Source organism: Microbacterium sp. KR10-403, assembly GCF_040196215.1.
Classification (GTDB): domain Bacteria; phylum Actinomycetota; class Actinomycetes; order Actinomycetales; family Microbacteriaceae; genus Microbacterium.
Map to the genome: position 1 here is coordinate 81,747 of NZ_JBEGDC010000008.1, position 23,731 is coordinate 105,477.

The window sequence follows — 23,731 nt, forward strand, 5'->3', positions numbered from 1 at the left end:
CGCGACACGGCGGCCGCGATGTGCCATGCTCGTCGCCATGGGAGACGACATCTCCTCGCTCGAGTTCACGCGCGAGCAGCGCACCGCGTACCGCGCCAAGGTGCAGCGGTGCCTCGACGTGTTCGAGCAGATGCTGCACGAGCAGGTGTTCGAGCTCGAGCGGCCGCTGACCGGGCTCGAGATCGAGCTCAACCTCGTCGATGACGAGGGACGGCCGAAGATGGCGAACGGCGAGGTGCTCGGGGCCATCGCCGATCCCGCGTTCCAGACCGAGCTGGGACGCTACAACATCGAGCTCAACGTCCCGCCGCGGCCGCTGCCGGGCGACTCGGCGATCGACCTCGAAGAGCTGCTGCGCTGGTCGATGAACCACGCCGACGAGCGGGCGCGTGAGGCGGGTGCGCGCATCGTCATGGTCGGCATCCTCCCCACGCTGCGCCCCGAGCAGCTGGAGGGCGAGTGGATGAGCGCCAACCCGCGCTACGCCGCCCTCGACGAGGCGATCTTCGCCGCGCGCCGCGAGGATCTCGAGCTCAACATCGTCGGCACCGAGTCGCTGCGCATGTACTCGCCGACCATCGCGCCCGAATCGGCGTGCACCTCGGTGCAGCTGCATCTGCAGGTGGCGCCCTCGTCGTTCGCCGCGCACTGGAACGCCGCGCAGATCCTCGCGGGCCCGCAGCTGGCCCTCGGCGCCAACTCGCCGTATCTGTTCGGCAAGCACCTGTGGGCCGAGACCCGCACCGAGCTGTTCCTGCAGGCCACCGACACCCGGTCCCCCGAACTGCGCAATCAGGGCGTGCGCCCGCCCGTCTTCTTCGGCGAGCGGTGGGTCACGAGCATCTTCGACCTGTTCGAGGAGAACGTGCGGTACTTCCCGGCGCTGCTCCCCGAGACCACCGATGAGGACCCCGAGGCCGAGCTGCGTGCGGGTCGCGCTCCCCTGCTGCAGGAGCTGCGGCTGCACAACGGCACGGTGTACCGCTGGAATCGCCCGGTGTACGACGTCGTCGACGGCACGCCGCACCTGCGCGTGGAGAACCGCGTGCTGCCGGCGGGGCCGACGGTCGCCGACATCATGGCGAACGCGGCGTTCTACTACGGCATGGTGCGCATGCTCGCCGAGCAGGACCGCCCGATGTGGACGAAGATGAGCTTCGACGCGGCCCGCGCGAACTTCGCCGAGGGCGCGCGACGCGGCGTGGACGCGACGTTCTACTGGCCCGGCATCGGCGCCGTGCCGTGGGACGAGCTCGTGCTGCGCCGGCTGCTGCCGCTCGCGCACGAGGGCCTTCAGCGGTGGGATGTCTCGGCCGCCGTCCGCGACAGGTACCTGTCGATCATCGAGGGGCGCTGCCGGGACCGCGTCAACGGGGCGTCGTGGCAGGTGGCCGCGGTGCGGGCGTTCGAGGACCGAGGCCTCGAACGCGAGGCGGCCCTCGCCGAGATGCTGAAGCTCTACATGGAGGGCATGGACGCCAACGCCCCGGTGCACACGTGGGAGGTGCCGGGCCCCAGGCGATGAGGTCGCGGCTTCACGCCCTGGTGCGCGCGCCGGGCCAGGATGACACGCATCCGAAAAGCCCATTGAACTTCCTGTTCACAGACCCCCGGCCGGGCTGATCAAGGTGTGCCCGCGGGTGTTCAAGGTGTGCCCGCGGGTGTTCAACAGTCGCGAACTGCAGTCGCGCGCGCTCCGGACCGCAGATACCGCCTGCCGAACCCTGCAGCGCCTCGCCGCGACATCCATCCCACGCCACGGTTCAACAGTCACGAACTGCAGCCGGCCGGCGCTCCGGCCTGCAGAAACCGCCTGCTGAACACGCGCACCGCGCGCCACCCCATGTTCGGCAGTCACAAACGACAAGCCCTGCGCGGCCAGACCTGCAGAAGCCGCCTGCCGAACCCGGGGGGTGCCGGGCTCCCGCTACCGCGGCCAGAGGTGCTGCGCGAGGCGGTCGGTGTAGTCCTCGGGACGCCAGCCGTCCTCGGTGGTGACCAGCCAGAGGTCCCCGTCGACGATGTCGTCCTCGCCGACGCCGTCGACAGTCCGCGTGCATCGCACGCCGGCCCCCAGCGGGGCGCAGGCGAACCCCGCGCCGGTGAACGCGTCACGGGCGATCGCGGCGGCCGCGGCATCCACCCGCGACAGCGTCGTCGTGAGGGTCTGGCCGTCGTCCGTCCGCCAGGCACAGGTCATCAGCACCTGCGGCGACAGGGCGTCGCGCACCGCGGCGGCCGAGGTCGCGGGTGCGTCCTGCGACTGGTTGAGGACGTGGTCGGGGCTCCAGGTGAGCTCCATCCAGAGGTCGCTGGGGTAGAGGTCGCGGCAGTCGTCGCCCGCGGCGATCGTCACGACCGGCTCGGGTGATGCCGACGCCGCCTCGAGCTGCCGCGTGCCCGAGCGCAGCACATCGCCCGCGAACTGCACGGCCGTGGGCACGCCGGGTACCGCCAGCCACACGAGTGCCCCGACCACGCCGACGCACACGATGCCGACCGGCCAGGCGATCCAGCCGTTGCGTCCCCCGATCATCGCACCCTCCCCCGCCCTCCACGCTACGCGGCGGACGCCGGAAAACGAGGAAGGCCCCCGGCGCGTGCCGGGGGCCTTCCTGCTGCGGGTCGGATCAGTTGTACGAACCCGGGGTGTAGTCGTCCGTCGAGAAGCTGTCGAAGTCGACGTAGCTCAGGTCGGCGTCGCTGTACGCACCGTCCGAAGCGAAGATGCGGTTGGGGTACCGCTCGCTCTTCGCCTCTTCGGTGGCCTCCACGACGACGTTCCGGTACTTCGTCAGTCCGGTGCCGGCGGGGATCAGCTTTCCGATGATCACGTTCTCCTTCAGGCCCACGAGCGGGTCGCTCTTGCCCTCCATTGCGGCCTGCGTCAGGACGCGCGTCGTCTCCTGGAACGACGCGGCCGACAGCCACGACTCGGTGGCGAGCGACGCCTTGGTGATACCCATCAGCTCGGGACGACCCGACGCCGGGCGCTTGCCCTCGCCGACCGACGCACGGTTGATGTCGATGAAGCGGCGCGAGTCGACCATCTCACCGGGCAGCAGCGTGGTCTCGCCGTGGTCGACCACGGTGACCTTGCGCAGCATCTGGCGCACGATGACCTCGATGTGCTTGTCGTGGATCGGCACACCCTGCGAGCGGTACACGCCCTGCACGCCGTTGACAAGGTACTTCTGCACCTCGCGGGCGCCCTGGACGCGCATGATCTCCTTGGGGTCGAGCGTGCCCACCTGCAGCGGCTGGCCGACCGAGACGTGCTGGCCGTCCTCCACGAGCAGCGTGGCGCGCTTGAGGACCGGGTACACGTGCGGCTCGTCGCCGTTGTCGGGGGTCAGGATGACCTTGCGGGTCTTCTCCGTCTCGTCGATCGTCACGCGGCCGTCGGCCTCGGCGATCGGCGACGCGCCCTTGGGCGTGCGCGCCTCGAACAGCTCGGTGACACGCGGCAGACCCTGGGTGATGTCGTCCGCCGACGCCGAACCACCGGTGTGGAAGGTACGCATCGTCAGCTGCGTGCCGGGCTCACCGATCGACTGGGCCGCGATGATGCCGACGGCCTCGCCGATGTCGACGAGCTTGCCGGTCGCGAGCGAACGGCCGTAGCACTTCGCGCACACGCCGACCGCAGAGTCACAGGTGAGCACGGAGCGCACCTTGATCGTCTCGATGCCGGCCTCGACGAGGCTGTTGATCAGCACGTCGCCGACGTCGGAGCCGGCCTCGGCCAGCACCTCGCCGGCCTCGGACACGACGTCCGCCGCCAGGGTGCGGGCGAACACCGAGTTCTCGACGTTCGCGTCGCGGACGAGCGCACCGTCGACGCCGGGAGCGGCGATCGGCAGCTCGAGGCCCTTGGTGGTGCCGCAGTCCTCTTCGCGGATGATGACGTCCTGCGAGACATCCACCAGACGACGGGTCAGGTAACCCGAGTCGGCGGTGCGCAGAGCGGTGTCGGCCAGACCCTTACGGGCACCGTGCGTGGCGATGAAGTACTCGGCCACACTCAGCCCCTCGCGGTACGAGGAGATGATCGGGCGCGGGATGATCTCACCCTTCGGGTTGTTCACCAGGCCGCGCATACCGGCGATGTTCCGGATCTGCAGCCAGTTACCACGGGCACCCGACGACACCATGCGGTTGATGGTGTTGTCGGCCGGGAAGTTGTCGCGCATCGCCTTCTGGACCTCGTCGGTCGCCTCGGTCCAGATCTTGATGAGCTCCTGGCGACGCTCGGCGTCGGTGGTCAGACCCTTCTCGTACTGGCCCTGGACCTTCGCCGCGCGCTTCTCGTGCGCGCCGATGATCTCCGCCTTGTTCGGAGGAGTGAGGATGTCGCTCATCGCGACCGTCACGCCCGAACGGGTGGCCCAGTAGAAGCCGGCGTCCTTGATCGCGTCGAGGGCGGCGGCCACGGTGACCTTCGGGTACTCCTCGGCCAGCTTGTTCACGATCTGGCTGAGCTTGCCCTTGTCGGCCTGCTCGCGCACGAACGGGTAGCCCTTGGGCAGCGTGTCGTTGAAGATCGCCTGGCCCAGCGAGGTGTCGACCAGGCCGTGGGTCTCGTAGCCCTCGGGCGACTCGCCCTCGAGGAAGGCGAGACCCGGGATGCGGATGCGCACCTTGGCCTGCAGGTCGAGCGTGCCCTCGTCGCGGGCGAGGATCGCCTCGCCGACCGAGCCGAACACGCGGCCTTCGCCGTCGGCGCCCTCCTTGAGCGTCGTCAGGTAGTGCAGACCGATGATCATGTCCTGCGAGGGCAGGGTCACCGGGCGGCCGTCCGACGGCTTCAGGATGTTGTTCGACGCCAGCATGAGGATGCGGGCCTCGGCCTGCGCCTCGACCGACAGCGGCAGGTGCACGGCCATCTGGTCACCGTCGAAGTCGGCGTTGAACGCCGCACACACGAGCGGGTGGAGCTGGATGGCCTTGCCCTCCACGAGCTGCGGCTCGAACGCCTGGATGCCCAGACGGTGCAGCGTGGGCGCACGGTTCAGCAGCACGGGGCGCTCGCGGATGATCTCCTCGAGCACGTCCCACACCTCGGGGCGGGTGCGCTCGACGGCGCGCTTGGCGGCCTTGATGTTCTGCGAGTGACCCAGGTCGATGAGGCGCTTGATCACGAACGGCTTGAACAGCTCGAGCGCCATCTGCTTGGGCAGACCGCACTGGTGCAGCTTCAGCGTCGGGCCGACGATGATGACCGAACGGCCCGAGTAGTCCACGCGCTTGCCGAGCAGGTTCTGGCGGAACCGGCCCTGCTTGCCCTTGAGCATGTCGGACAGCGACTTGAGCGCACGGTTGCCGGTACCGGTGACCGGGCGGCCGCGGCGGCCGTTGTCGAACAGCGCGTCGACGGCCTCCTGCAGCATCCGCTTCTCGTTGTTGACGATGATCTCGGGGGCACCGAGATCGATCAGACGACGGAGGCGGTTGTTGCGGTTGATCACGCGACGGTACAGGTCGTTCAGGTCGCTGGTGGCGAAGCGGCCGCCGTCCAGCTGGACCATCGGGCGCAGCTCCGGCGGGATCACCGGAACGACGTCGAGGACCATGGATGCCGGGCTCATGCCCGTCGACAGGAACGAGTTCACGACCTTGAGGCGCTTGATCGCACGGATCTTGCGCTGGCCCTTGCCCTCGGCGATCTGCAGGCGCAGGTTGTCGGCCTCGGCGGCCAGGTCGAAGCTCTGCAGGCGACGCTGGATCGACTCCGCGCCCATGTAGGCCTCGAAGTACTGGCCGAAGCGGTCCTGCAGCTCGTGGAACACGTCGTCCTCGGGCTTGAGGGCGCCGACCTCGAGGGTGCGGAAGTCCTCCCAGACGCGCTCGAGGCGGGCGATCTGCTCGTCCGCGTTCTTGCGCATGGATGCCATCTCCTTCTCGGCGGCATCCTTCGTCTTCTTCTTCTGGTCGGCCTTGGCGCCTTCCGCCTCAAGGGCGGCGAGGTCTTCCTCGAGCTTGGCCAGACGGGTCGCGACGCGGGCGTCACGACGGTCGGCGATGGTCTTCATCTCCAGGCGGAGGTTGTTCTCGTGCGTGGGAAGGTCGCGGTGGCGGCCCTCTTCGTCGACCGAGATGACCATGTACGCGGCGAAGTAGATGACCTTCTCGAGGTCCTTCGGCGCCATGTCGAGCAGGTACCCGAGGCGCGACGGGACGCCCTTGAAGTACCAGATGTGCGTGACCGGGGCGGCCAGCTCGATGTGGCCCATCCGCTCGCGGCGGACGGAGGACTTGGTGACCTCCACGCCGCAGCGCTCGCAGACGATGCCCTTGAAGCGGACGCGCTTGTACTTGCCGCAGGCGCACTCCCAGTCGCGGCTGGGCCCGAAGATCTGCTCACCGAACAGACCGTCCTTCTCGGGCTTGAGCGTGCGGTAGTTGATGGTCTCGGGCTTCTTGACCTCACCGTACGACCAACGACGGATGTCGTCGGCGGTGGCCAGACCGATGCGAAGCTCATCGAAAGTAGTTGCGTCGAGCACTATTTCTCCTGTGTCGGAATTCTTGAAATATCGGCCGGGCCGGATCAGATCTCGTCGATCGACGAGGTCTCGAAGCGGCTGGAGATGTTGATGCCGAGCTCCTCCGCTGCGCGGAACGCCTCGTCGTCGGTGTCACGGAGGTTGACCGCCGTGCCGTCGGCCGAGAGCACCTCGACGTTCAGGCAGAGCGACTGCATCTCCTTCATGAGCACCTTGAACGACTCGGGCGTGCCAGGCTCGGGGATGTTCTCGCCCTTGACGATGGCCTCGTACACCTTGACGCGACCCAGGATGTCGTCCGACTTGACCGTCAGCAGCTCCTGCAGGGCGTAGGCGGCACCGTAGGCCTCGAGGGCCCACACCTCCATCTCACCGAAGCGCTGGCCACCGAACTGCGCCTTACCACCCAGCGGCTGCTGCGTGATCATCGAGTACGGGCCGGTCGAGCGGGCGTGGATCTTGTCGTCGACGAGGTGGTGCAGCTTCAGGATGTACATGTAGCCGACCGAGATGGGAGCCGGGAAGGGCTCGCCGCTGCGGCCGTCGTACAGCGTGGTCTTGCCGCTGGAGTCGATCAGGCGGTCGCCGTCGCGCGTGGGGAGCGTCGAGTCGAGCAGACCCGCGATCTCCTCCTCGTGCGCGCCGTCGAACACCGGGGTCGCGACCTTCGTGCCGGGCGCGGCCTCGCGGGCGTCCGCGGGGAGCTCCTTGGCCCACTCCGGCTCGCCCTCGACCTTCCAGCCGGTCTTGGCGATCCACCCGAGGTGGGTCTCCAGCACCTGACCGAAGTTCATGCGGCCGGGGATGCCGAGCGGGTTCAGGATGACGTCGACCGGCGTGCCGTCGGCGAGGAACGGCATGTCCTCGACCGGCAGGATGCGCGAGATGACGCCCTTGTTGCCGTGACGGCCGGCGAGCTTGTCACCCGCGGTGATCTTGCGCTTCTGGGCGATGTAGACCACGACGCGGCGGTTCACGCCGTTGCCGAGCTCGTCGTCGCCGTCCTCGGCGTTGAACTCCTTGACCGCGATGATCGTGCCCTCTTCACCGTGGGGCACCTTCAGCGACGTGTCGCGCACCTCGCGGCTCTTCTCGTTGAAGATTGCGCGGAGCAGGCGCTCCTCGGCCGACAGCTCGGTCTCGCCCTTCGGCGTGACCTTGCCGACGAGGATGTCGCCGGGACGCACCTCGGCGCCGATGCGGACGATGCCGCGCTCGTCGAGGTCCTTCAGCAGGTCGGGGCTGACGTTGGGGAGGTCGCGGGTGATCTCCTCCTTGCCGAGCTTGGTGTCGCGGGCGTCGACCTCGTACTCCTCGATGTGGATCGAGGAGAGGGTGTCGTCCTTCACCAGGTTCTGGCTGAGGATGATCGCGTCCTCGTAGTTGTAGCCCTCCCACGTCATGAACGCGACGAGCAGGTTCTTGCCGAGCGCGAGCTCGCCGTTCTCGGTGGCGGGGCCGTCGGCGATAACCTCGCCGACCTCGACGCGCTCACCGGCCGAGACGACCACGCGCTGGTTGTAGCAGGTGCCCTGGTTCGAGCGGTCGAACTTGCGCAGGTAGTACTCCTGGATGCCACCCTCGTCGAGCTGCACCGTCACCTTGTCGGCCGAGACCTCGGCGACCACACCGGCGTTCTGCGCGGTGATGACGTCACCGGCGTCGATGGCGATGTAGCCCTCCATACCGGTGCCGACCACGGGCGACTCGCTGCGCAGCAGCGGAACGGCCTGCTTCTGCATGTTCGCACCCATGAGGGCGCGGTTCGCGTCGTCGTGCTCGAGGAACGGGATGATCGACGTGCCGACCGACACCATCTGGCGCGGGGAGACGTCCATGTAGCCGATCTCCTCGGCGTGGACCAGGTCGACCTCGCCACCCTTCTGGCGGGCGAGGACCCGGTCTTCCGCGAAGCGGCCGTCGGCCTTGAGGGGCGCGTTGGCCTGCGCGACGATGAAGTCCTCTTCCTCGGTCGCGGTCAGGTAGTCGATCTGGTCGGTGACCTTGCCCTCGACGACGCGACGGTACGGCGTCTCGATGAAGCCGAACGAGTTGATGCGCGCGAAGGTCGCGAGGCGGCCGATCAGACCGATGTTCGGGCCTTCCGGCGTCTCGATCGGGCACATGCGGCCGTAGTGCGAGGGGTGCACGTCACGCACCTCGACGCCGGCGCGCTCACGCGACAGACCGCCGGGGCCCAGCGCCGACAGCGTGCGCTTGTGGGTCAGGCCCGCGAGCGGGTTGTTCTGGTCCATGAACTGCGACAGCTGCGAGGTGCCGAAGAACTCCTTGATCGCGGCGACGACGGGTCGCACGTTGATCAGGGTCTGCGGGGTGATGGCTTCGATGTCCTGCGTGGTCATGCGCTCGCGGACGACGCGCTCCATGCGCGACAGACCCGTGCGGACCTGGTTCTGGATGAGCTCGCCCACCGCGCGGATGCGACGGTTGCCGAAGTTGTCGATGTCGTCGACGTCCATGCGGATCTCGACGTCCTTGCCGCCGCGACGGCCGGTGAAGGTCGCGTCGCCGCGGTGCAGGCGCACCAGGTACTTGATGGTCTCGACGATGTCGGTGACGCTCAGGGTCGACTCCGACAGCGGCGCCTCGACGCCCAGCTTCTGGTTGATCTTGAACCGGCCGACCTTGGCGAGGTCGTAGCGCTTGGGGTTGAAGTAGTAGTTGTCGAGCAGGCTGCGGGCGGCCTCGGCGGCCACCTGCTCACCCGGACGCAGCTTGCGGTAGATGTCGCGCAGCGCCTCCTCCTGGGTGAGGATCGTGTCCTTGCTCAGCGTGTCCTCGATCGAAGTGAAGCCGGCGAACTCGCTGAGGATGTCGTCGCTGGACAGGCCGAGCGCCTTCAGGAACACGGTGACCGACTGCTTGCGCTTGCGGTCGATGCGCACGCCGACCTGGTCGCGCTTGTCGACCTCGAACTCGAGCCACGCGCCGCGGCTCGGGATGACGCGCGCCGAGACGATGTCCTTGTCGCTCGTCTTGTCGGGGGTCTTGTCGAAGTAGACACCGGGCGAACGGACGAGCTGCGACACGACGACGCGCTCGGTGCCGTTGATGATGAACGTGCCCTTGTCGGTCATGAGCGGGAAGTCGCCCATGAAGACCGTCTGGGTCTTGATCTCACCGGTCTGGTGGTTCATGAACTCGGCCTCGACGTACAGCGGGGCGGCGTAGGTCTTGCCGCGCTCCTTGCACTCCTCGATCGAGTACTTCTCCGGCTCGAGGTACGGGTTCGTGAAGCTCAGCTGCATCGTCTCGCTGAGGTCTTCGATGGGAGAGATCTCCTCGAAGATCTCCTCCAGGCCGCTGTGCTCAGGCGTGTCGGCGCGGCCGGCGGCCCTCGACTCTGCGGCGCGGGTCTTCCACGCGTCGCTGCCGATGAGCCAGTCGAACGACTCCGTCTGCAGTGCGAGCAGATCGGGGACAGTCAGCGTGTCGGAGATCTTGGCGAACGAGAGGCGGGATGCTCCGCGGCCGTTCTTGGGGGTGGTGGTGTTGGATGCGTTGGGCGCAGCAGCCAAGGGGATAACCTCCATGAGCCCGGTGCGGGCTTCGGTTCCTTGTCGACAGGTGGCGCGCTCTCATCCCCGAACCCTGCGCGCCTCGCAACGCCGCCCATCGGATGCTCTGACGAGTCCATCGGGAACAGCGGGGGCACACAAGCACAGCCGACCACCATATGAAGGCAGGGAGAACCAGAGCGCAACTACCTACTATAGGCGTTGCGACGCGCCATGTCCAGCCCGATTCTTGACGAGGTTCGGATCCTGCGGTATAACCTCGCAGCTCTCCGTTCAGAACTCATCAAGACCGTGACTCCGGTACAGCGTACAACGTCGCATCCGCGCCCCGGCGCGCGGATCAGCTGAGTTCTGAACACACCGCGCCCGCCACACCGCGCCCGATACCCTGAGCCCGTGGGCCGGAACAGACAGCGCGACGACGACGCTCCGCAGACGCGCCTGTCGGACGGCACCCTGGCTCGGGTCGTGCCGAGCCCCTACACGACAGGCTTCGAGCTCATGGTCGGCGAGACGCCGCAGTCGCACGTCGACCTCGACGACCCGACGCACCTGCACTTCGAGTACGTCGCGCGCATGGGCGCGGTCATCGACCAGCTGCGGCTGCCCGGCCAGCCGCTCACGGCCGTGCACCTCGGTGCGGGGGCCCTGACCATCCCCCGCTACATCGCCCAGACCCGGCCGGGATCGCGGCAGCAGGTGATCGAGCTCGAGCCGGCGCTGTGGGACCTCGTGCGCGAGCACCTGCCGCTGCCGAAGAATGCCGGCATCCGGGTGCGCATCGGCGACGCGCGCGAGGGTCTGACCCGCCTTCCCCCGGCGCTGACGGGCACCGTCGATCTCGTCGTGTCGGACGTCTACGCCGGCGCTCAGACGCCCGCGCACCTGACGACCGTGGAGTTCTACCGGACGGCATCCACTCTTCTGAGCCCCACGGGCGTGCTGCTGGTGAACGTCGCCGACGGCGCCGGGCTCGCGTTCGCCCGCCAGCAGGTCGCGACCGTGCGTGCCGTGCTCGAGCATGTCATCGTGCTCGCCGAGGTGCAGACGCTGAAGGGGCGCCGCTTCGGCAACCTCGTGATCGCGGCGTCGGCGGCGCCGCTGCCCACGCAGTGGCTGCCGCGGCTGATGGCCGCAGGACCCCATCCCGCCAAGGTGGCGCAGGGGCGCGAGATCGACGAGTTCGCGGGGTCGCTGGCGCCGGTGGTGGATGCCGCGGCCCGCCCCTCCCCGAAACCGAGCACGACCCTCTTCGAGCGATAGCGCGTCGTCCGCTCTTCGCCTCCGTGTCGCCGGAGCGTCGACGTCGGTTCACCGATCTCGGCTGAACTGAGCCCGATGACATCGGCCGCCCTCGCCCCGCCCGCCCCCGCGCGGGCCTCGCCGAGCCGTCGCCGGTTCCTCCCCGAGGTCCAGGCGCTGCGCGCCCTGGCCGTCACGCTCGTGGTGGTCTACCACTTCTACCCCGCGGCGGCCCCCGGCGGCTTCGTGGGCGTCGACGTGTTCTTCGTGATCTCGGGCTTTCTGATCACCTCCCATCTGCTGCGCGGGGCCGAGGCGAACGGCCGCATCTCGCTGCCCGCGTTCTGGGCGGCACGGGTCCGGCGCATCATGCCGGCCGCGCTCGTCACGGTGCTCGCCGTGCTCGCGGCGACCGTGATGTGGTGGCCGCTGTCGCAGTGGGGCGAGATCTCGCGCCATGCCGTGGCGTCGCTGCTCAGCGTGGAGAACTGGGTCCTGGCATCCGACTCCGTCGACTACCTCGCCGCCGACAACGCGCCCACGGCGCTGCAGCACTTCTGGTCGCTGGGCGTCGAGGAGCAGTTCTACCTCTTCTGGCCGCTGGCGGTGATCGCGGCGCTCGCGATCGCGGGCCGGCTGCGACGGCGGGCGGATGCCGCGGACCGGCGGCCCCGTGTGGGCGTGCGCCCTCTGGCCGCCGTGCTGTTCGCGGTCGTCCTCGTGTCGTCGCTGGCGCTGTCGGCCGGGCTCGTGCGGCAGGGCGACCCCGCCGCCTACTTCGTGACCACCGCGCGGGTGTGGGAGCTCGCCGCCGGTGGTCTTCTCGCTGCGCTCCTGCCCGCGGCCGGCTGGGGCGTCCGCGGGCAGGTGCGCGTCCTCTCGGCCCTGGCGGGCCTGGCGGTGCTCGTCGCGGTCGCCGTCTTCTACACCGAGAAGACGCCCTTCCCCGGTCAGGGCGCGATCGCGCCGGTGGTGGGCACGCTCGCGATCATCGCGGCCGGGCGGACCGCGGGTGCCGGTTCGCTGCACCGGATCACCGATCTGCGCCCGGTGCAGTGGGTGGGCGACGTGTCGTACTCCCTCTACCTGTGGCACTGGCCGGTGGTCGTGGTGGCCGGGCATCTGCTGGCACGGCGCTTCCACTGGTGGGAGGCCCTCGGGCTCATCGCGCTCTCGCTCGTGCTCGCGGCGCTCTCGCACCGGTTCGTGGAGACGCCCGCGCGGCGGTGGAAGCCGCTGGCCGCGCGCCCGTGGCGCGCGGTGCTGGCCGGCGGCGCGGTGACCGTCCTCGCGATCGGGGTCGCCGTGGCGCCCGCGGTGCGCGCGTCGGCCGTCGAGGGCGAGCAGACGGCCGCCGCCCACGCGCTGCTGACGGCCCCGCCGACCGGGTTCGGGGCCGCCGCATGGGCGACGGCGGACGGGGCATCCTTCGTCGACGGCCGCACCGCCATCGCTCCGGCGCCCGCCCGCGCGGGTCTCGATCTGCCCGCCTGGCGCGACTGCATCGCGGACGTGTACGCCGACGCGGTGAAGCCGTGCACGTTCGGGGATGCCGCGGGCACCGTCGATGTGGCACTGGTCGGCGACTCGCATGCCGGGCAGTGGATCGGCGTGCTGGATGAGATCGCCCGCGCACGGCACTGGCGGCTGACGACGTACGTGCGCAACTCGTGCCCGTTCACGCCGGTGCCGCGCACCCTCGAGCGCGCCCAGCACACCTCGTGCACGAAGACGAACGCGGAGACGCTGCGGGCACTCGAGCGGAGCCGACCGGACGCGGTGCTGATCGCCTCGTGGAGCGGCAGCAGCTTCGTCGCGGACCCGCGCCCGGGATTCGCCGATGAGTTCGCGAGTCTGCGGGCGGCCGGCAGCGTGCCTATCGTGCTCCGCGACACGCCCTGGGGCACCGATGCGGGCGATGTGTACGTGCGCGACTGCGTGGCCGCGCACGAGACGCGTCCGCACGCGTGCGACCTCGACCGCGCGGCCGCGGTGCACACCGACGGAGCCGCCGACGCCGCCCGGGCCGCGGGGGTCGCGGTGATCGACCCGGTCGACTGGATCTGCGGCCCGAGCGTGTGCCCCGCGGTCGTCGGCAACGTGCTCGTCTGGCGCGACCGCAACCACATCTCCAACACCTATATGCGCACGCTGCGGCCGCAGCTGGAGCGAGCACTGGCATCCGTCGTCCCCTTCGGCAGCTGACGACAGCCGCCGACAGCGCACGACAGCGACACGACAGCGCGGTGAAAGAGCGCCTTCCGATGCTTGTCGCATGACAAGTTCCACCGAATGGGCCGTCGAGGCCGACTCCCTCGTGAAGGTGTTCGGGTCCAACCGCGCGGTCGACGGCGTCGACCTGCGGGTTGCGACCGGCACCGTCTACGGAGTACTCGGTCCCAACGGCGCCGGAAAGACCACCACCATCAACATGCTCGCGACGCTGCTGCGTCCGGACGGGGGCTCGGCCCGCGTCTTCGGCCACGACGTCGTGCGCGTTCCGCAGGTCGTCCGCCAGCTGATCGGCGTCACCGGGCAGTTCGCCTCGGTCGACGAGACGCTCTCGGCCACCGAGAACCTCATGATCTTCGGCCGGCTGCTCGGCCTGTCGCGCGCCGACGCGAAGGCGAAGTCGACCGACCTGCTCGAGCGGTTCGGCCTGGCCGAGGCCGCCCGCCGCCCCCTGAAGAACTTCTCGGGCGGCATGCGCCGACGCCTCGACCTCGCGGCATCCCTCATCGCACAGCCCCCGCTCATCTTCCTCGACGAGCCGACCACAGGTCTGGACCCGCGCACCCGCGGGCAGATGTGGGACACCGTGCGCGAACTGGTCGCGACCGGGTCGACGGTCGTGCTGACCACGCAGTACCTCGACGAGGCCGACCAGCTGGCCGACCGGATCGCGGTCATCGACCGCGGCAAGGTCGTCGCCGAGGGCACCGCCGACGAGCTCAAGTCGTCGGTGGGCACCTCGAGCCTGATCCTGCGCCTGGTCGACGCCGCCGACACCGCCGACGCCCTCCGTGCCATCGAGCGCGTGCTCGGCGTCACGGGGACGCTCTCACCCGAGGCATCCCGCATCACCGCCCCCATGGCCGACGCCGACCGCGTCGCCGAGCTGCTGATCACGCTGCGCGACGAGGGCATCCACCTCGACGAGATGAGCGTGCAGAAGCCGACGCTCGACGAGGTGTTCCTGACCATCACCGGTCATGACGCCGCCGACCAGGTCGACACCGCACAGAAAGAGGAGGTCCGGGCATGAGCGTCATCGCCGCCACCCCGATCGTCCCGGCGTCCGAACGGCGCCTGAGCAACCGCACGAGCCTCGTGCAGACCCTCCAGAACACGCTGACGATGGCCTACCGCGGCCTCGTGAAGATCCGCCGCACACCCGAGCAGCTCGTCGACGTGACGGTGCAGCCGATCATCTTCACGCTGATGTTCGCGTTCCTGTTCGGCGGTGCCATCGCCGGAAACGTGCAGAGCTACCTGCCCGTGCTGATCCCCGGCATCCTCGTGCAGACGGTCATCACGACCTCGGTCGTCACCGGCACGCAGCTGCGCGAGGACATGGACAAGGGCGTGTTCGACCGGTTCCGCTCGCTGCCGATCGCGCGCATCGCGCCCCTGTCGGGAGCGCTGCTGGCCGACACCGTCCGCTATGCGATCGCCACCACGCTGACCTTCGTCATGGGCGTCGTCATGGGCTACCACCCCGCCGGCGGATTCTGGAACGTCGTGCTCGCCGGCATCCTCGTCATCGCCTGCTCGTGGGCGATCAGTTGGATCTTCGCGTTCTTCGGCGTCATCGCCCGTACCGCCGGCAGCGTGCAGGGCATCTCGATGCTCGTCCTGTTCCCGCTGACGTTCTTCTCGAACGCGTTCGTCGACCCGTCGACGATGCCCGACTGGCTGCAGTGGTTCGTGAACATCAACCCGGTCTCGCACCTGGTCACGGCCGTCCGTGAGATCGCCAACAACGGCGCCATCACCGGGGACGTGTGGATGTCGCTGCTCGGCGCCGCCGTCATCGTCGCGGTGTTCGCGCCGCTCACCGTGCGCGCGTACATGCGCAAGGCCTGAGCGCGGGTCGCTGGGTCGCTCAGCGTGACGATGGGCCGGTGGATGCCGCATCCGCCGACCCATTGTCGAGACCGGGGATTCCTGCTGAGACCGAGGGCGTCGCCCTGGGTCTCAGCGGACATCCCCGGTTTCGGCGTTCGCCATCGGGGCGCGCAGCACGGTCAGCGCCCGCGCGAGCATCTCGTCACGACCGAGGGCGGACGCCGCTTCCTTCGCCGCCCCCAGCCGCTCGGCTCCGACGAGCTCGGCCGCGCGGGAGTCGTGCTCGGCCCAGCTCAGGCTGTGCATGTCCTGCCGGGCGCCCAGCGCCTCGCCGAGGGCCAGCGCCTCCAGCCCGCGGTCGAGGTCCGCGGCATCCTGCATCATCCACGCCGACCAGCCCACCAGCACCGTGCCCAGCACCGGACGGTCGGTGCCGTCGGTGCGCAGCCGGACCGTGGCGAGGGTACGGCTGCGCAGCCGCGTGGCCCAGCGCGCCCGTTCCGCAGGTGACATGAGCCCGTCGAACACGACGGCCGACAGCGCACCGGCCCGCGCCATGAGATGCCACGGCGACACGCGCTCCAGCGCAGCATCCATCATCGCCATCGCACGTTCGAAGCCCGCCACCTCGGCCGCACTGTCGCCGTCGATCCGCGCGATCTCGGCCAGCCCGTACACGCCGATGGCGGCGATTTCGGGCCCGTCCTCGACGTGCTCGCTGGTACCGGCGAGCTCGGCGTAGATCGCACGGGCCGCGGCGATCTCGCCGAGCGCCACGAGGTTCGATGCGCGCAGCCACGCGAGCTGGCGCTGCTGCTCTCCGGCGGAGAACCGGCCGTACCCTTCGTCGGCGCGATCGAGCCACTCCAGCGCGAGCGCCGGCTGACCGGTCTGGCTCGCCAGCGCCGCGACCGATGCCGCGGCCATCGCCGCGAACCACTCGGCCCCCGTCTCGGCCGCAAGCTCTTCGACCCGCCGTGCGGCCTGCAGCGCGACCTCGGGGCGCCCGTCGTTCTCGGCGAGCTGCGCGATCAGCGACTCGCCGACCAGCCGCGCCGCCGGATCGACGCTGGTGCGCATGCCCTCGAGCGCGATCTCCACGCGCTCGGTCTCATGGGTCGTCCAGGCCGCGAAGATCGTCACGACCGCGTCGGCGAGCGCGCCGATGACGGGCTCGATGTCGCGGTGCCGGCGCCGCAGCGACCGCACGCGCGCGAGGGAGCGCAGCGCAAGGGGCCCGGGCGCGAACTGGCCCAGCAGTGTGCCGACGATCAGCACGACCAGGAGCGCGTCGACGCGCACCCGGTCCTCGCTCAGGTGCACCGCCGCCGTGACGGAGGGCTCGGTGAACGAGATCATCTCGGTGAGCGCGCCCTGCACCATCCACGCCTGGGCGAGCAAGGCGAACAGCGCGACCGTCGTGACGTCGTCGCCGTGGTCGATGGCACGGCGCAGCACGGCGATGAGATTGTCGTGCTCGGCGCGCACCTGCGTGTGCGAGTCGAGCTCGAAGGCGTGCCCGAGCTGTGCGGTGCTGAAGATCCGCGCCCATTCGGCCGCGGCATCCCACGCCTTCTCGACACCGTCGGGGTCGTCGGCGAGCCGTGCCAGCGCGTACTCGCGGATCGTCTCGAGCATGCGGAAGCGCAGGCCGCCCGGCCGCTCCACGGCGATCAGCAGCGACTGCGAGACGAGCCGCTCGATCACGTCGTCGGCGGATCGGCGCAGCACGGCTGCGGCGGTGTCGGCGCTGAATCCGGCGGGCAGCACCGCCAGCACGGCCAGCGCGTGGCGGGCGTCGTCGTCGAGCAGGTCCCAGCTCCAGCCGATCACGGCTTCGAGCGTGCGATGGCGTTCCGGGGCGGTGCGGTCGCCCGTGGTCAGCAGGGCGAACCGGTCCTGCAGGCGCTGCTCGATCTGCTCGGGGGTCATCGTGCGCACGCGCGCGGCGGCCAGCTCGATCGCCAGCGGAAGCCCGTCGAGGTGGCCGCAGAGTCGGGTGATGACGTCGAGGGAGAGGGATGCCGCGGGCCGCACCGCCCGCGCCCGCTCGAGGAACAGCCGCACGGCGGGGGCGTCGGCGCGCTCGAGCCCGAGCGGGGCGAGCGGGTACACGACCTCTCCGGCGATGGCCAGCGGCGTGCGGCTCGTGGCGAGCACGCGCAGCGCGGGCGCCGCCGCAAGAGCGTCGGCGGTCCATGCCGCGACGCCGTCGATGACCTGCTCGCAGTTGTCGAGCACGAGCAGGGTGGGCTGCTCGGCGAACGGCGCGAGCACGCGGGCGCGCAGGTCGGGGCCCAGACGGAGGTCGGCGAGCGTGCCGCCGCCGGACGCCTCGCTGATGCCGAGTGCCCCGGCGATCGCCGGGATGACGTCGCCGTCGTCGCGCACGCCGGCCAGCGGAACGACCACCACGGCGGGAGAGACGGATGCCGCCGCCACCGCCTGCGCGAGACGGGTCTTGCCGAGTCCGCCGGTGCCCAGGATCGTCACCACGCGCGACTGCGTGAGCAGGCGGTCGATCGCGGCCAGGTCGTCGTCGCGGCCGAGCAGCTCGTTGGGGGCCGCCTGCAGGCCGATGCGCAGACGGGTCGTGGTCGCCGTCGTCTGTCCGCGCAGGAGCGACGCGTTCAGGCGCGCGACCTCCTCGCCCGGATCGGCCCCGAGGTCGTCGCGCAGGCGGGCGCGCAGGTCGGCGAACACGGTCAGCGCCTCGGCGGTGCGGCCCGCGTCGGCGAGGGCCCGCATGAGCTGCGCATGCGCGACCTCGTCGTACGGGTGCGCGTCCGCGAGGGCTTCGAGCGCATCGACGGCCTCGTCGAGCCGGCCGGCCGCGCGCAGACCCTGCGCTCGCGCGGCGTCGAGTCGAGCGCGGAGGGCTGCCGCGGCATCCCGCACCGCCGCCGCCACCGGGGCGGGCTCGAGGTCCGCGCCGGGCTCACCGCGCCAGAGCGCACACGCGGCGTCGAGGGGGCCCAGGGCGTCCGGGGCGTGGGCTGCGTCGTCGAGCAGGCTCACCGCCTCGGCCAGGTCGGTCGATGCGTCACCGAGCGCGTAGCCGCCCGGGGTGCTCCGCACGGCGTCGGCACCGGCGGCGGCCCGCACGCGCGAGACGAGAGTCTGGAGAGCCGCCCGCGGATTCTTCGGAAGCTCGTCGCCCCAGACGTCATCCGCCAGCGCATCGACGCTGCGCGCGGTGCGCGGCGACAGCGCGAGCGCCGCGACCAGGGCGCGGGCGTTGGCTCCGGCGAGGTCGATGCGCGAGCCGCCGGCCTCGACCGCCACGGGGCCGAGAACCGCCACCCGCAGACCGTCGGAACTCACAGAGCGAGCCTAGTCACGGGCGGGTCGGCGGCGCGGGGCTTCGCCCTGGGGCTGGTGTGAGGCGGGACCCGGGGCGGGCCGGGGTCACAGTCTTCGGAAGGTCGCGCCTTCTTCGGAGCCATGTGGCGCTTTGCGTCCGAACTTGGTGCGATCGTCCGAACTCTGTGAGCGGCCGCCGTGCCGGGAGAGTGGGTGCCACGGCCCGCGGCGTTCGCACTGTCGTTCTCCGCGTGCGCTGTCGTTCTCCGCGTTCGCGCCTCCATCTCGCGCGTCCGGTCGCTTCGCGCTGTCGTTCTCGAGGTTCGCGAATCGACCGGAGCCGGCGACCATACTCCCCCTCAGGGTTCATCGTCCCGACGGGTCCAGGTGGTCATCCCCTTCGCCCGGCCCGTCTCCGCCGAGAGGCCCGCCGACTCCAGCGACCTCCGCACGTCCGGTGGCAGCCCGGGCAGCGCCGCAATGGCTCCCTTGGGCACCCGGGCGAGACCGGCGATCAGCGAGAGGTCGAGCGACGCCGTGCGCACCTCCACGCGCGCCTCCTCGCTGTCGGTGCGCCAGCGCAGCATCCGGATGTCGGCGAAGTCCACCTCGAAACGTTCGGCGCCCGCGACGATCCGCATCCGGCCGGATGCGAGCCACACCGAGGCCTCGATCGTGCGCCGATGGTAGTACGCCATCAGGCCGTAGTAGGCGGGCAGGCCGATCACCGTACCGAGCAGGATGACCGTCATCTTTGGCCCCAGCACGAACGCGTCGAACGCAACGAGCAGCGCGAGGGCGGTCCCTCCGAGCAGGACGACGAGAACGACCACGGCGATCCGCAGGTCTCTGATGGGCATCCGCACGGCAGGGAAGCGCACGATCGACCCGTCGCGCTCGCGCGCGAACCCGGGCACGGTCTTCTCCGCGCGCGGTCGCCGCACGGCGATCGTGATCCTCCCGAGCAGAGCCAGCCAGATCCAGCCGATCGCGGGGATCACGGCCAGCTGCAGCAGCACCAGCAGCGCCCGCAACCGTTCCGGGATGCGCGCATCCGGGATGACCTGACCGAAGATCGTGGTGGCGACCACGACGGCGGCGAGCACGGCGACCACCAGGTGGAGAACGAGACCGCGGCGCGGCGGCATGCGCAGGGTGAGGTTCACGAACGAGAATCCGAACGTCCAACCGCCGACGAGCGTGAGCAGGTACGGCAGAAGGTCGAGACCGGCGCCGCCGAGATACCAGGGCAGGGCGATCAGCAGCAGCAGGGCACCCCACGCCCACGGGCTGCGCCACGGACGCCAAGGTCGGGGCCTTACCTCGGCCTCCACCGCCTCGAGGGTCATGCGCGCGGCATCGCGGTGGTGAGCACGAACAGGCGGGTGCGGTTCATCCGATCAGGATGGCATGCCCCGCGGACCATGGAGAACCCAGCCCTTCCCGCGCATCCCTCGGCGGCGGACAGGGGGGCGAGGTGACAGCATCCGCTTCGCCGATTCCCGCGCCCCCCGTGCAGTTCCTGATCGAGGTGTCGTTCGCGCCCGCGATTGACAACAGCGAACGCGGATATCCGTAGCGCGAGGGTTCGGGGTCGTGCCCGCTGCCGGATGGAGCGAGGTGGATGCCGCTGCCCGCGGCGCTTCGCCTGTGGATAACTCGGGCGGTCAGAGCCCGGGAATCGCTACGGTGGGCTTGTGTCTTCTCGCCTCGGGCTCGCCGCCGCCCTCGTGTGCGCCACCGCGCTGATCGCCGGATGCGCGCCCTCCGCAGAACCCACACCGACCAAGACCGCCGCGTTCGCCAGCGAAGACGAGGCCTTCGCCGCGGCCGAGAAGACCTACCGCGCCTACGTCGATGCGCTCAACAACGTCGACCTCAGCGACCCCGCCACCTTCGAGGACGTTTACAAGTGGGAGACCGGCGACGCACTCGCTGATGAGAAGAAATCGTTGACAGGCATGCATGCCGATGGCCTGCTTGTCAGCGGTGAGACCCACGTCGTCGCGTACACAGCGGTGCGGTACCGGCCCGACGTCGTCGCGCCTGTCATGGGGCATGCCTGCGTCGACATATCGAACGTCTCCGTCACCAACACGGCCGGGGAGTCGCAAGTCAGCCCCGATCGGCCCGACCGATACGCAGTCGAGATCGGGTTCGTCGTGGCGCCCTTCGCTGCACACAGACTCAAGATCGAGTCAATCTCGAACGTCGACGACTCGTCATGCGCATCCAGTTAGCTGTCGCTGTTCTGCTCTTCAGCCTGTTGGGTCTGCCGATGGCTTCCGCTCATGCTGAGAGCGCCACCTGTGCGCAGTCACACCAATGGATTGGATGCCCCAGTGATGATGAGGTGACTGTCTCGGCGTCGCGCACGAGCCCGGGCCGGACGGAGTCAGCACCCGGATCAGGCAGCAACGGCGCGAACGGCATGTACGGCACGAACGGCGGCGGGTCTGCTCCCGTGCGGGCAGCGCCCGCGCCGGATCCTCCCGAGGTCCTGGACGCGACGGCGGTGGACTGCGAGTCCCCGGCCATCCCCTGCACCACCACACCCACCCCCGCACCCGACACGGATGAGCCGGGCACGGCCCGCAGCATCCCGACCGTCACGATCACCGACCTGGCCTCATTCCGCCCCGACACCCCGGACCTGGCCAGCGAACCCGACCGGGTCGGGATCGCCGGGCTTCCCACCAACCTGGTCGCCACCACCCGCACACAGACCCTGCACGGGGTCCTGCTCGGGTTCACCGTGAGAGTCCGGTTCACCCCCGACCACTACACGTTCACCCACGGCGACGGCACCACCAGCACCACCGCCACCCCCGGGGAGAGCTGGCAGACCACCGGGGACGTGCAGTTCACCCCCACCGCCACCAGCCACGCCTACACCGACCGCGGCCGGTACACCGCGACCGTGACCGTCGCGTACGCCCCGGCCGTGGACTTCGGCGACGGGACCTGGCGACCCGTCACCGGGTACATCACCGCGACCAGCCCCGGCCAGAGCATCCGCATCTACGAAGCCCACACCGCCCTGGTCGCCCACACCTGCACCGAAGACCCCCACGGACAAGGCTGCTGACACCCGCGCGCAACACCCGCTCACGCAGCGCGCAGCGCGCAGCGACCAGCCGCAGCATCCACCCCGCCCGCCCAGAACCCCGATCAGCATCCACCCGCCGGACACGCGGCGCCCCTGAGCGCCCGCACAGCCTGTGTCGGGCACACTGGAGACACCGTGCGTGGAGGGAGTCATCCGTGAGCTACATCGAGGGTTATGACCCCCACACCCTCCGCGAGATCGTCGACCCGAGCGAGTGCCGCGAGCGCCTCGGGGAGATCGGCGGGCAGCGCAGCCTTCCCGCGCTGCTCGAGCGCGTCTGGCTGCTGAAGGTGCTCGACGAGCTCGACGAGGCCCTCACCGTCGCCGAGACCGCGGTGCGCCAGGCCCGCATGGCCGGCACCCGCAAGGACCTTCTGCGCGCGCGCATCCTGCATGCGACGATCCTGCAGTTCCGCGGTTCCTACGACGCGGCCATCGCCGAGATCACCACCTGCGCCGAAGAGGCCGAGGGCCAGGAGTGGCCCGCGATCGCCGCGTTCGCGTACCAGCACCGGGGCAAGGTCTCGTACGACGCCGCCGACTTCGACGCGGCTCGCGCCGATTTCAAGCGCGCACTGTTCCTGCGCCAGCAGGCGGGTGCGCCCGAAGACCAGATGCAGTCCACTCTGATGGCGGTGGATGCCGCGGAGCGGCGTGCTGCCGCGGCATCCGTCGCCGTCTGAATCAGAGTGTCGTAGGTACGTTCTACGCTGGCGACATGTCGGAATTGCAGCGAGTGCGCGCTTGGGCAGACGCGCTGATCACCCTCCACCTCGACGACTCGTGGTCGTTCGGCTTCGACAATGCCAAGCGCCGTGCAGGGCAGTGCGACTACACGCGAAAACGCATCAGCATGTCGCGGTATCTCGCCGCGCGCCATGGCGACGACGACAACCATCAGACACTGCTGCACGAGGTCGCCCACGCGCTGGCGGGCCCCGCGGCGGGGCACGGTCCGGTCTGGAAGAAGACGGCCCGCGAGCTCGGCTACGTCGGTGGCACCACGCACCGGCTCGAGACGGCGACCGAGCTCGCACCGTGGGTGGGCCGCTGCCCGGCCGGGCACGTCGTGTACCGACATCGACGGCCCTCGCAGGAGACGTCGTGCGCGCGGTGCTCCCGCGCCTTCGATCGACGGTTCCTCCTGCGGTGGACGCGCCGCGAGATCAGCCCCGCCACGCGGCGCGCCGCGATGACGCCACGGTGACGGAGGGAGTGGATGCCGCGCGCCCGTGCGGCGGCGCGGTCACCGCCCCGTCGCCCCGATCCGCACGCTCAGCGACCTGACGCGTCGCGCCGGGATCACGCCGGCGCGAACGCCCCGTCGCGCAGGACCGGCACGGCGTCCGACGCGTCGAGTTCGGCGGCGTGCAGGACATCATCGCGCAGTCCGCGCTCGACGAGCTCGCGCCCCGAGCCGCTGGCCGTCAGCAGGTGCCGCACGGCGCCGCGCAGCGCGCGGAACGATTCGCAGGCGACGGCGGCTTCGGGCGAGATGTGGTCGATGCCGAGATCGGCGAGCGCCGCGATGATGGCACCGGCGCCGAGCTGGTCTTCGATCGCAAAGCGGATGGTGTCGGCTGCGTCTTTCGCGCGCTCCCCCGCCGGCAGCACCGCGACGCTGACGCGTCCCCCGAGTCGGTGTTGCTCGGCCATGATCGCGCGTGCGACCGCCCCGGCGTTGCGCAGGCTGCCGGCGAGCACGAGCGCCCCGGTCGCGGCCGCGGCGAGCGGCGCGCCGTTGACCGACCCGCTGTGATCGAGAGGGAACGAATCACCGCGGGCCGCGGCATCCGTCGCCGCCGTCGTGAAACGCAGCACGTCGACCACCACCACGACGTCCGCGGGCGCGAGGCGCGCCAGCCCGTCGATGCCCCATTCGAGGCGGACCTGGTAAAACGACTGATCGAAGACCGGCACCACGACAGCCTACGGTCGACGCGGGGGCCGTCGTGGGAGAGACT

General features: G+C 70.2%; 15 protein-coding genes. 9 read left to right on the plus strand and 6 right to left on the minus strand.

The window, feature by feature from the left end:
• Positions 1-37: 37 nt before the first annotated feature.
• Complete coding sequence (locus tag ABMQ42_RS17520) at positions 38-1,525, plus strand: glutamate-cysteine ligase family protein (protein ID WP_349724294.1); 1,488 nt, start codon at positions 38-40, stop codon at positions 1,523-1,525.
• Between the two features lie 402 nt (positions 1,526-1,927).
• Here the strand turns inward: ABMQ42_RS17520 and ABMQ42_RS17525 are convergent, their stop codons facing one another.
• The 3 genes from ABMQ42_RS17525 to rpoB all read right to left on the minus strand — a co-directional run bounded on the left by ABMQ42_RS17525 (position 1,928) and on the right by rpoB (position 10,045).
• Positions 1,928-2,536, minus strand: coding sequence for a hypothetical protein (locus ABMQ42_RS17525; protein ID WP_349724295.1), 609 nt, complete (start codon positions 2,534-2,536; stop codon positions 1,928-1,930).
• Positions 2,537-2,630: 94 nt separating this feature from the next.
• Positions 2,631-6,506: a DNA-directed RNA polymerase subunit beta' gene (locus tag ABMQ42_RS17530; RefSeq protein ID WP_349724296.1), complete on the minus strand. Its 3,876-nt coding sequence runs from the start codon at positions 6,504-6,506 to the stop codon at positions 2,631-2,633.
• Positions 6,507-6,550: 44 nt separating this feature from the next.
• Complete coding sequence (gene rpoB / locus ABMQ42_RS17535) at positions 6,551-10,045, minus strand: DNA-directed RNA polymerase subunit beta (RefSeq protein ID WP_349724297.1); 3,495 nt, start codon at positions 10,043-10,045, stop codon at positions 6,551-6,553.
• A 396-nt stretch (positions 10,046-10,441) separates the two neighbouring features.
• Between rpoB and ABMQ42_RS17540 the strand changes: the two genes are divergently transcribed.
• The 4 genes from ABMQ42_RS17540 (at position 10,442) to ABMQ42_RS17555 (ending at position 15,373) form a co-directional block, all read left to right on the plus strand.
• Entirely contained in the window at positions 10,442-11,308 is an 867-nt protein-coding gene (locus ABMQ42_RS17540) for a spermidine synthase (protein WP_349724298.1), read from the plus strand.
• Between the two features lie 75 nt (positions 11,309-11,383).
• Entirely contained in the window at positions 11,384-13,492 is a 2,109-nt protein-coding gene (locus ABMQ42_RS17545) for an acyltransferase family protein (protein WP_349724299.1), read from the plus strand.
• Positions 13,493-13,562: 70 nt separating this feature from the next.
• Entirely contained in the window at positions 13,563-14,552 is a 990-nt protein-coding gene (locus ABMQ42_RS17550) for an ATP-binding cassette domain-containing protein (protein ID WP_349724300.1), read from the plus strand.
• A complete protein-coding gene (locus ABMQ42_RS17555) occupies positions 14,549-15,373 on the plus strand; it encodes an ABC transporter permease (RefSeq protein WP_349724301.1) in 825 nt (274 codons plus the stop codon). The genes ABMQ42_RS17550 and ABMQ42_RS17555 overlap by 4 nt, the downstream gene beginning before the upstream one ends.
• A 111-nt stretch (positions 15,374-15,484) precedes the next feature.
• Here ABMQ42_RS17555 and ABMQ42_RS17560 read toward each other — a convergent pair whose 3' ends face one another.
• Positions 15,485-18,679, minus strand: coding sequence for an ATP-binding protein (locus tag ABMQ42_RS17560; RefSeq protein ID WP_349724302.1), 3,195 nt, complete (start codon positions 18,677-18,679; stop codon positions 15,485-15,487).
• 338 nt (positions 18,680-19,017) lie between these two features.
• Complete coding sequence (locus ABMQ42_RS17565; RefSeq protein ID WP_349724303.1) at positions 19,018-20,007, minus strand: hypothetical protein; 990 nt, start codon at positions 20,005-20,007, stop codon at positions 19,018-19,020.
• 348 nt (positions 20,008-20,355) lie between these two features.
• Here ABMQ42_RS17565 and ABMQ42_RS17570 point away from each other — a divergent pair, with 348 nt between their 5' ends.
• From ABMQ42_RS17570 to ABMQ42_RS17585, 4 genes are all read left to right on the plus strand, one after another.
• Complete coding sequence (locus ABMQ42_RS17570; protein ID WP_349721976.1) at positions 20,356-20,898, plus strand: hypothetical protein; 543 nt, start codon at positions 20,356-20,358, stop codon at positions 20,896-20,898.
• A gap of 113 nt (positions 20,899-21,011) precedes the next feature.
• Positions 21,012-21,746, plus strand: a complete 735-nt coding sequence (locus ABMQ42_RS17575; protein WP_349724304.1) for a hypothetical protein — start codon at positions 21,012-21,014, stop codon at positions 21,744-21,746.
• Positions 21,747-21,922: 176 nt separating this feature from the next.
• Complete coding sequence (locus tag ABMQ42_RS17580) at positions 21,923-22,450, plus strand: hypothetical protein (protein WP_349724305.1); 528 nt, start codon at positions 21,923-21,925, stop codon at positions 22,448-22,450.
• Between the two features lie 35 nt (positions 22,451-22,485).
• Complete coding sequence (locus ABMQ42_RS17585; protein ID WP_349724306.1) at positions 22,486-22,974, plus strand: SprT-like domain-containing protein; 489 nt, start codon at positions 22,486-22,488, stop codon at positions 22,972-22,974.
• A 95-nt stretch (positions 22,975-23,069) separates the two neighbouring features.
• Here ABMQ42_RS17585 and ABMQ42_RS17590 read toward each other — a convergent pair whose 3' ends face one another.
• Positions 23,070-23,687, minus strand: coding sequence for a 2-phosphosulfolactate phosphatase (locus ABMQ42_RS17590; RefSeq protein WP_349724307.1), 618 nt, complete (start codon positions 23,685-23,687; stop codon positions 23,070-23,072).
• Between the last annotated feature and the right edge of the window lie 44 nt (positions 23,688-23,731).

Excerpts from the sequence above, each read along its gene's own strand:
- ABMQ42_RS17520 (WP_349724294.1), top strand. The coding sequence starts at position 38 with ATGGGAGACGACATCTCCTCGCTCGAGTTCACGCGCGAGCAGCGCACC.
- ABMQ42_RS17525 (WP_349724295.1), bottom strand. The coding sequence starts at position 2,536 with ATGATCGGGGGACGCAACGGCTGGATCGCCTGGCCGGTCGGCATCGTG.
- ABMQ42_RS17545 (WP_349724299.1), top strand. The coding sequence starts at position 11,384 with ATGACATCGGCCGCCCTCGCCCCGCCCGCCCCCGCGCGGGCCTCGCCG.
- ABMQ42_RS17550 (WP_349724300.1), top strand. The coding sequence starts at position 13,563 with ATGACAAGTTCCACCGAATGGGCCGTCGAGGCCGACTCCCTCGTGAAG.
- ABMQ42_RS17555 (WP_349724301.1), top strand. The coding sequence starts at position 14,549 with ATGAGCGTCATCGCCGCCACCCCGATCGTCCCGGCGTCCGAACGGCGC.
- ABMQ42_RS17565 (WP_349724303.1), bottom strand. The coding sequence starts at position 20,007 with ATGACCCTCGAGGCGGTGGAGGCCGAGGTAAGGCCCCGACCTTGGCGT.
- ABMQ42_RS17585 (WP_349724306.1), top strand. The coding sequence starts at position 22,486 with ATGTCGGAATTGCAGCGAGTGCGCGCTTGGGCAGACGCGCTGATCACC.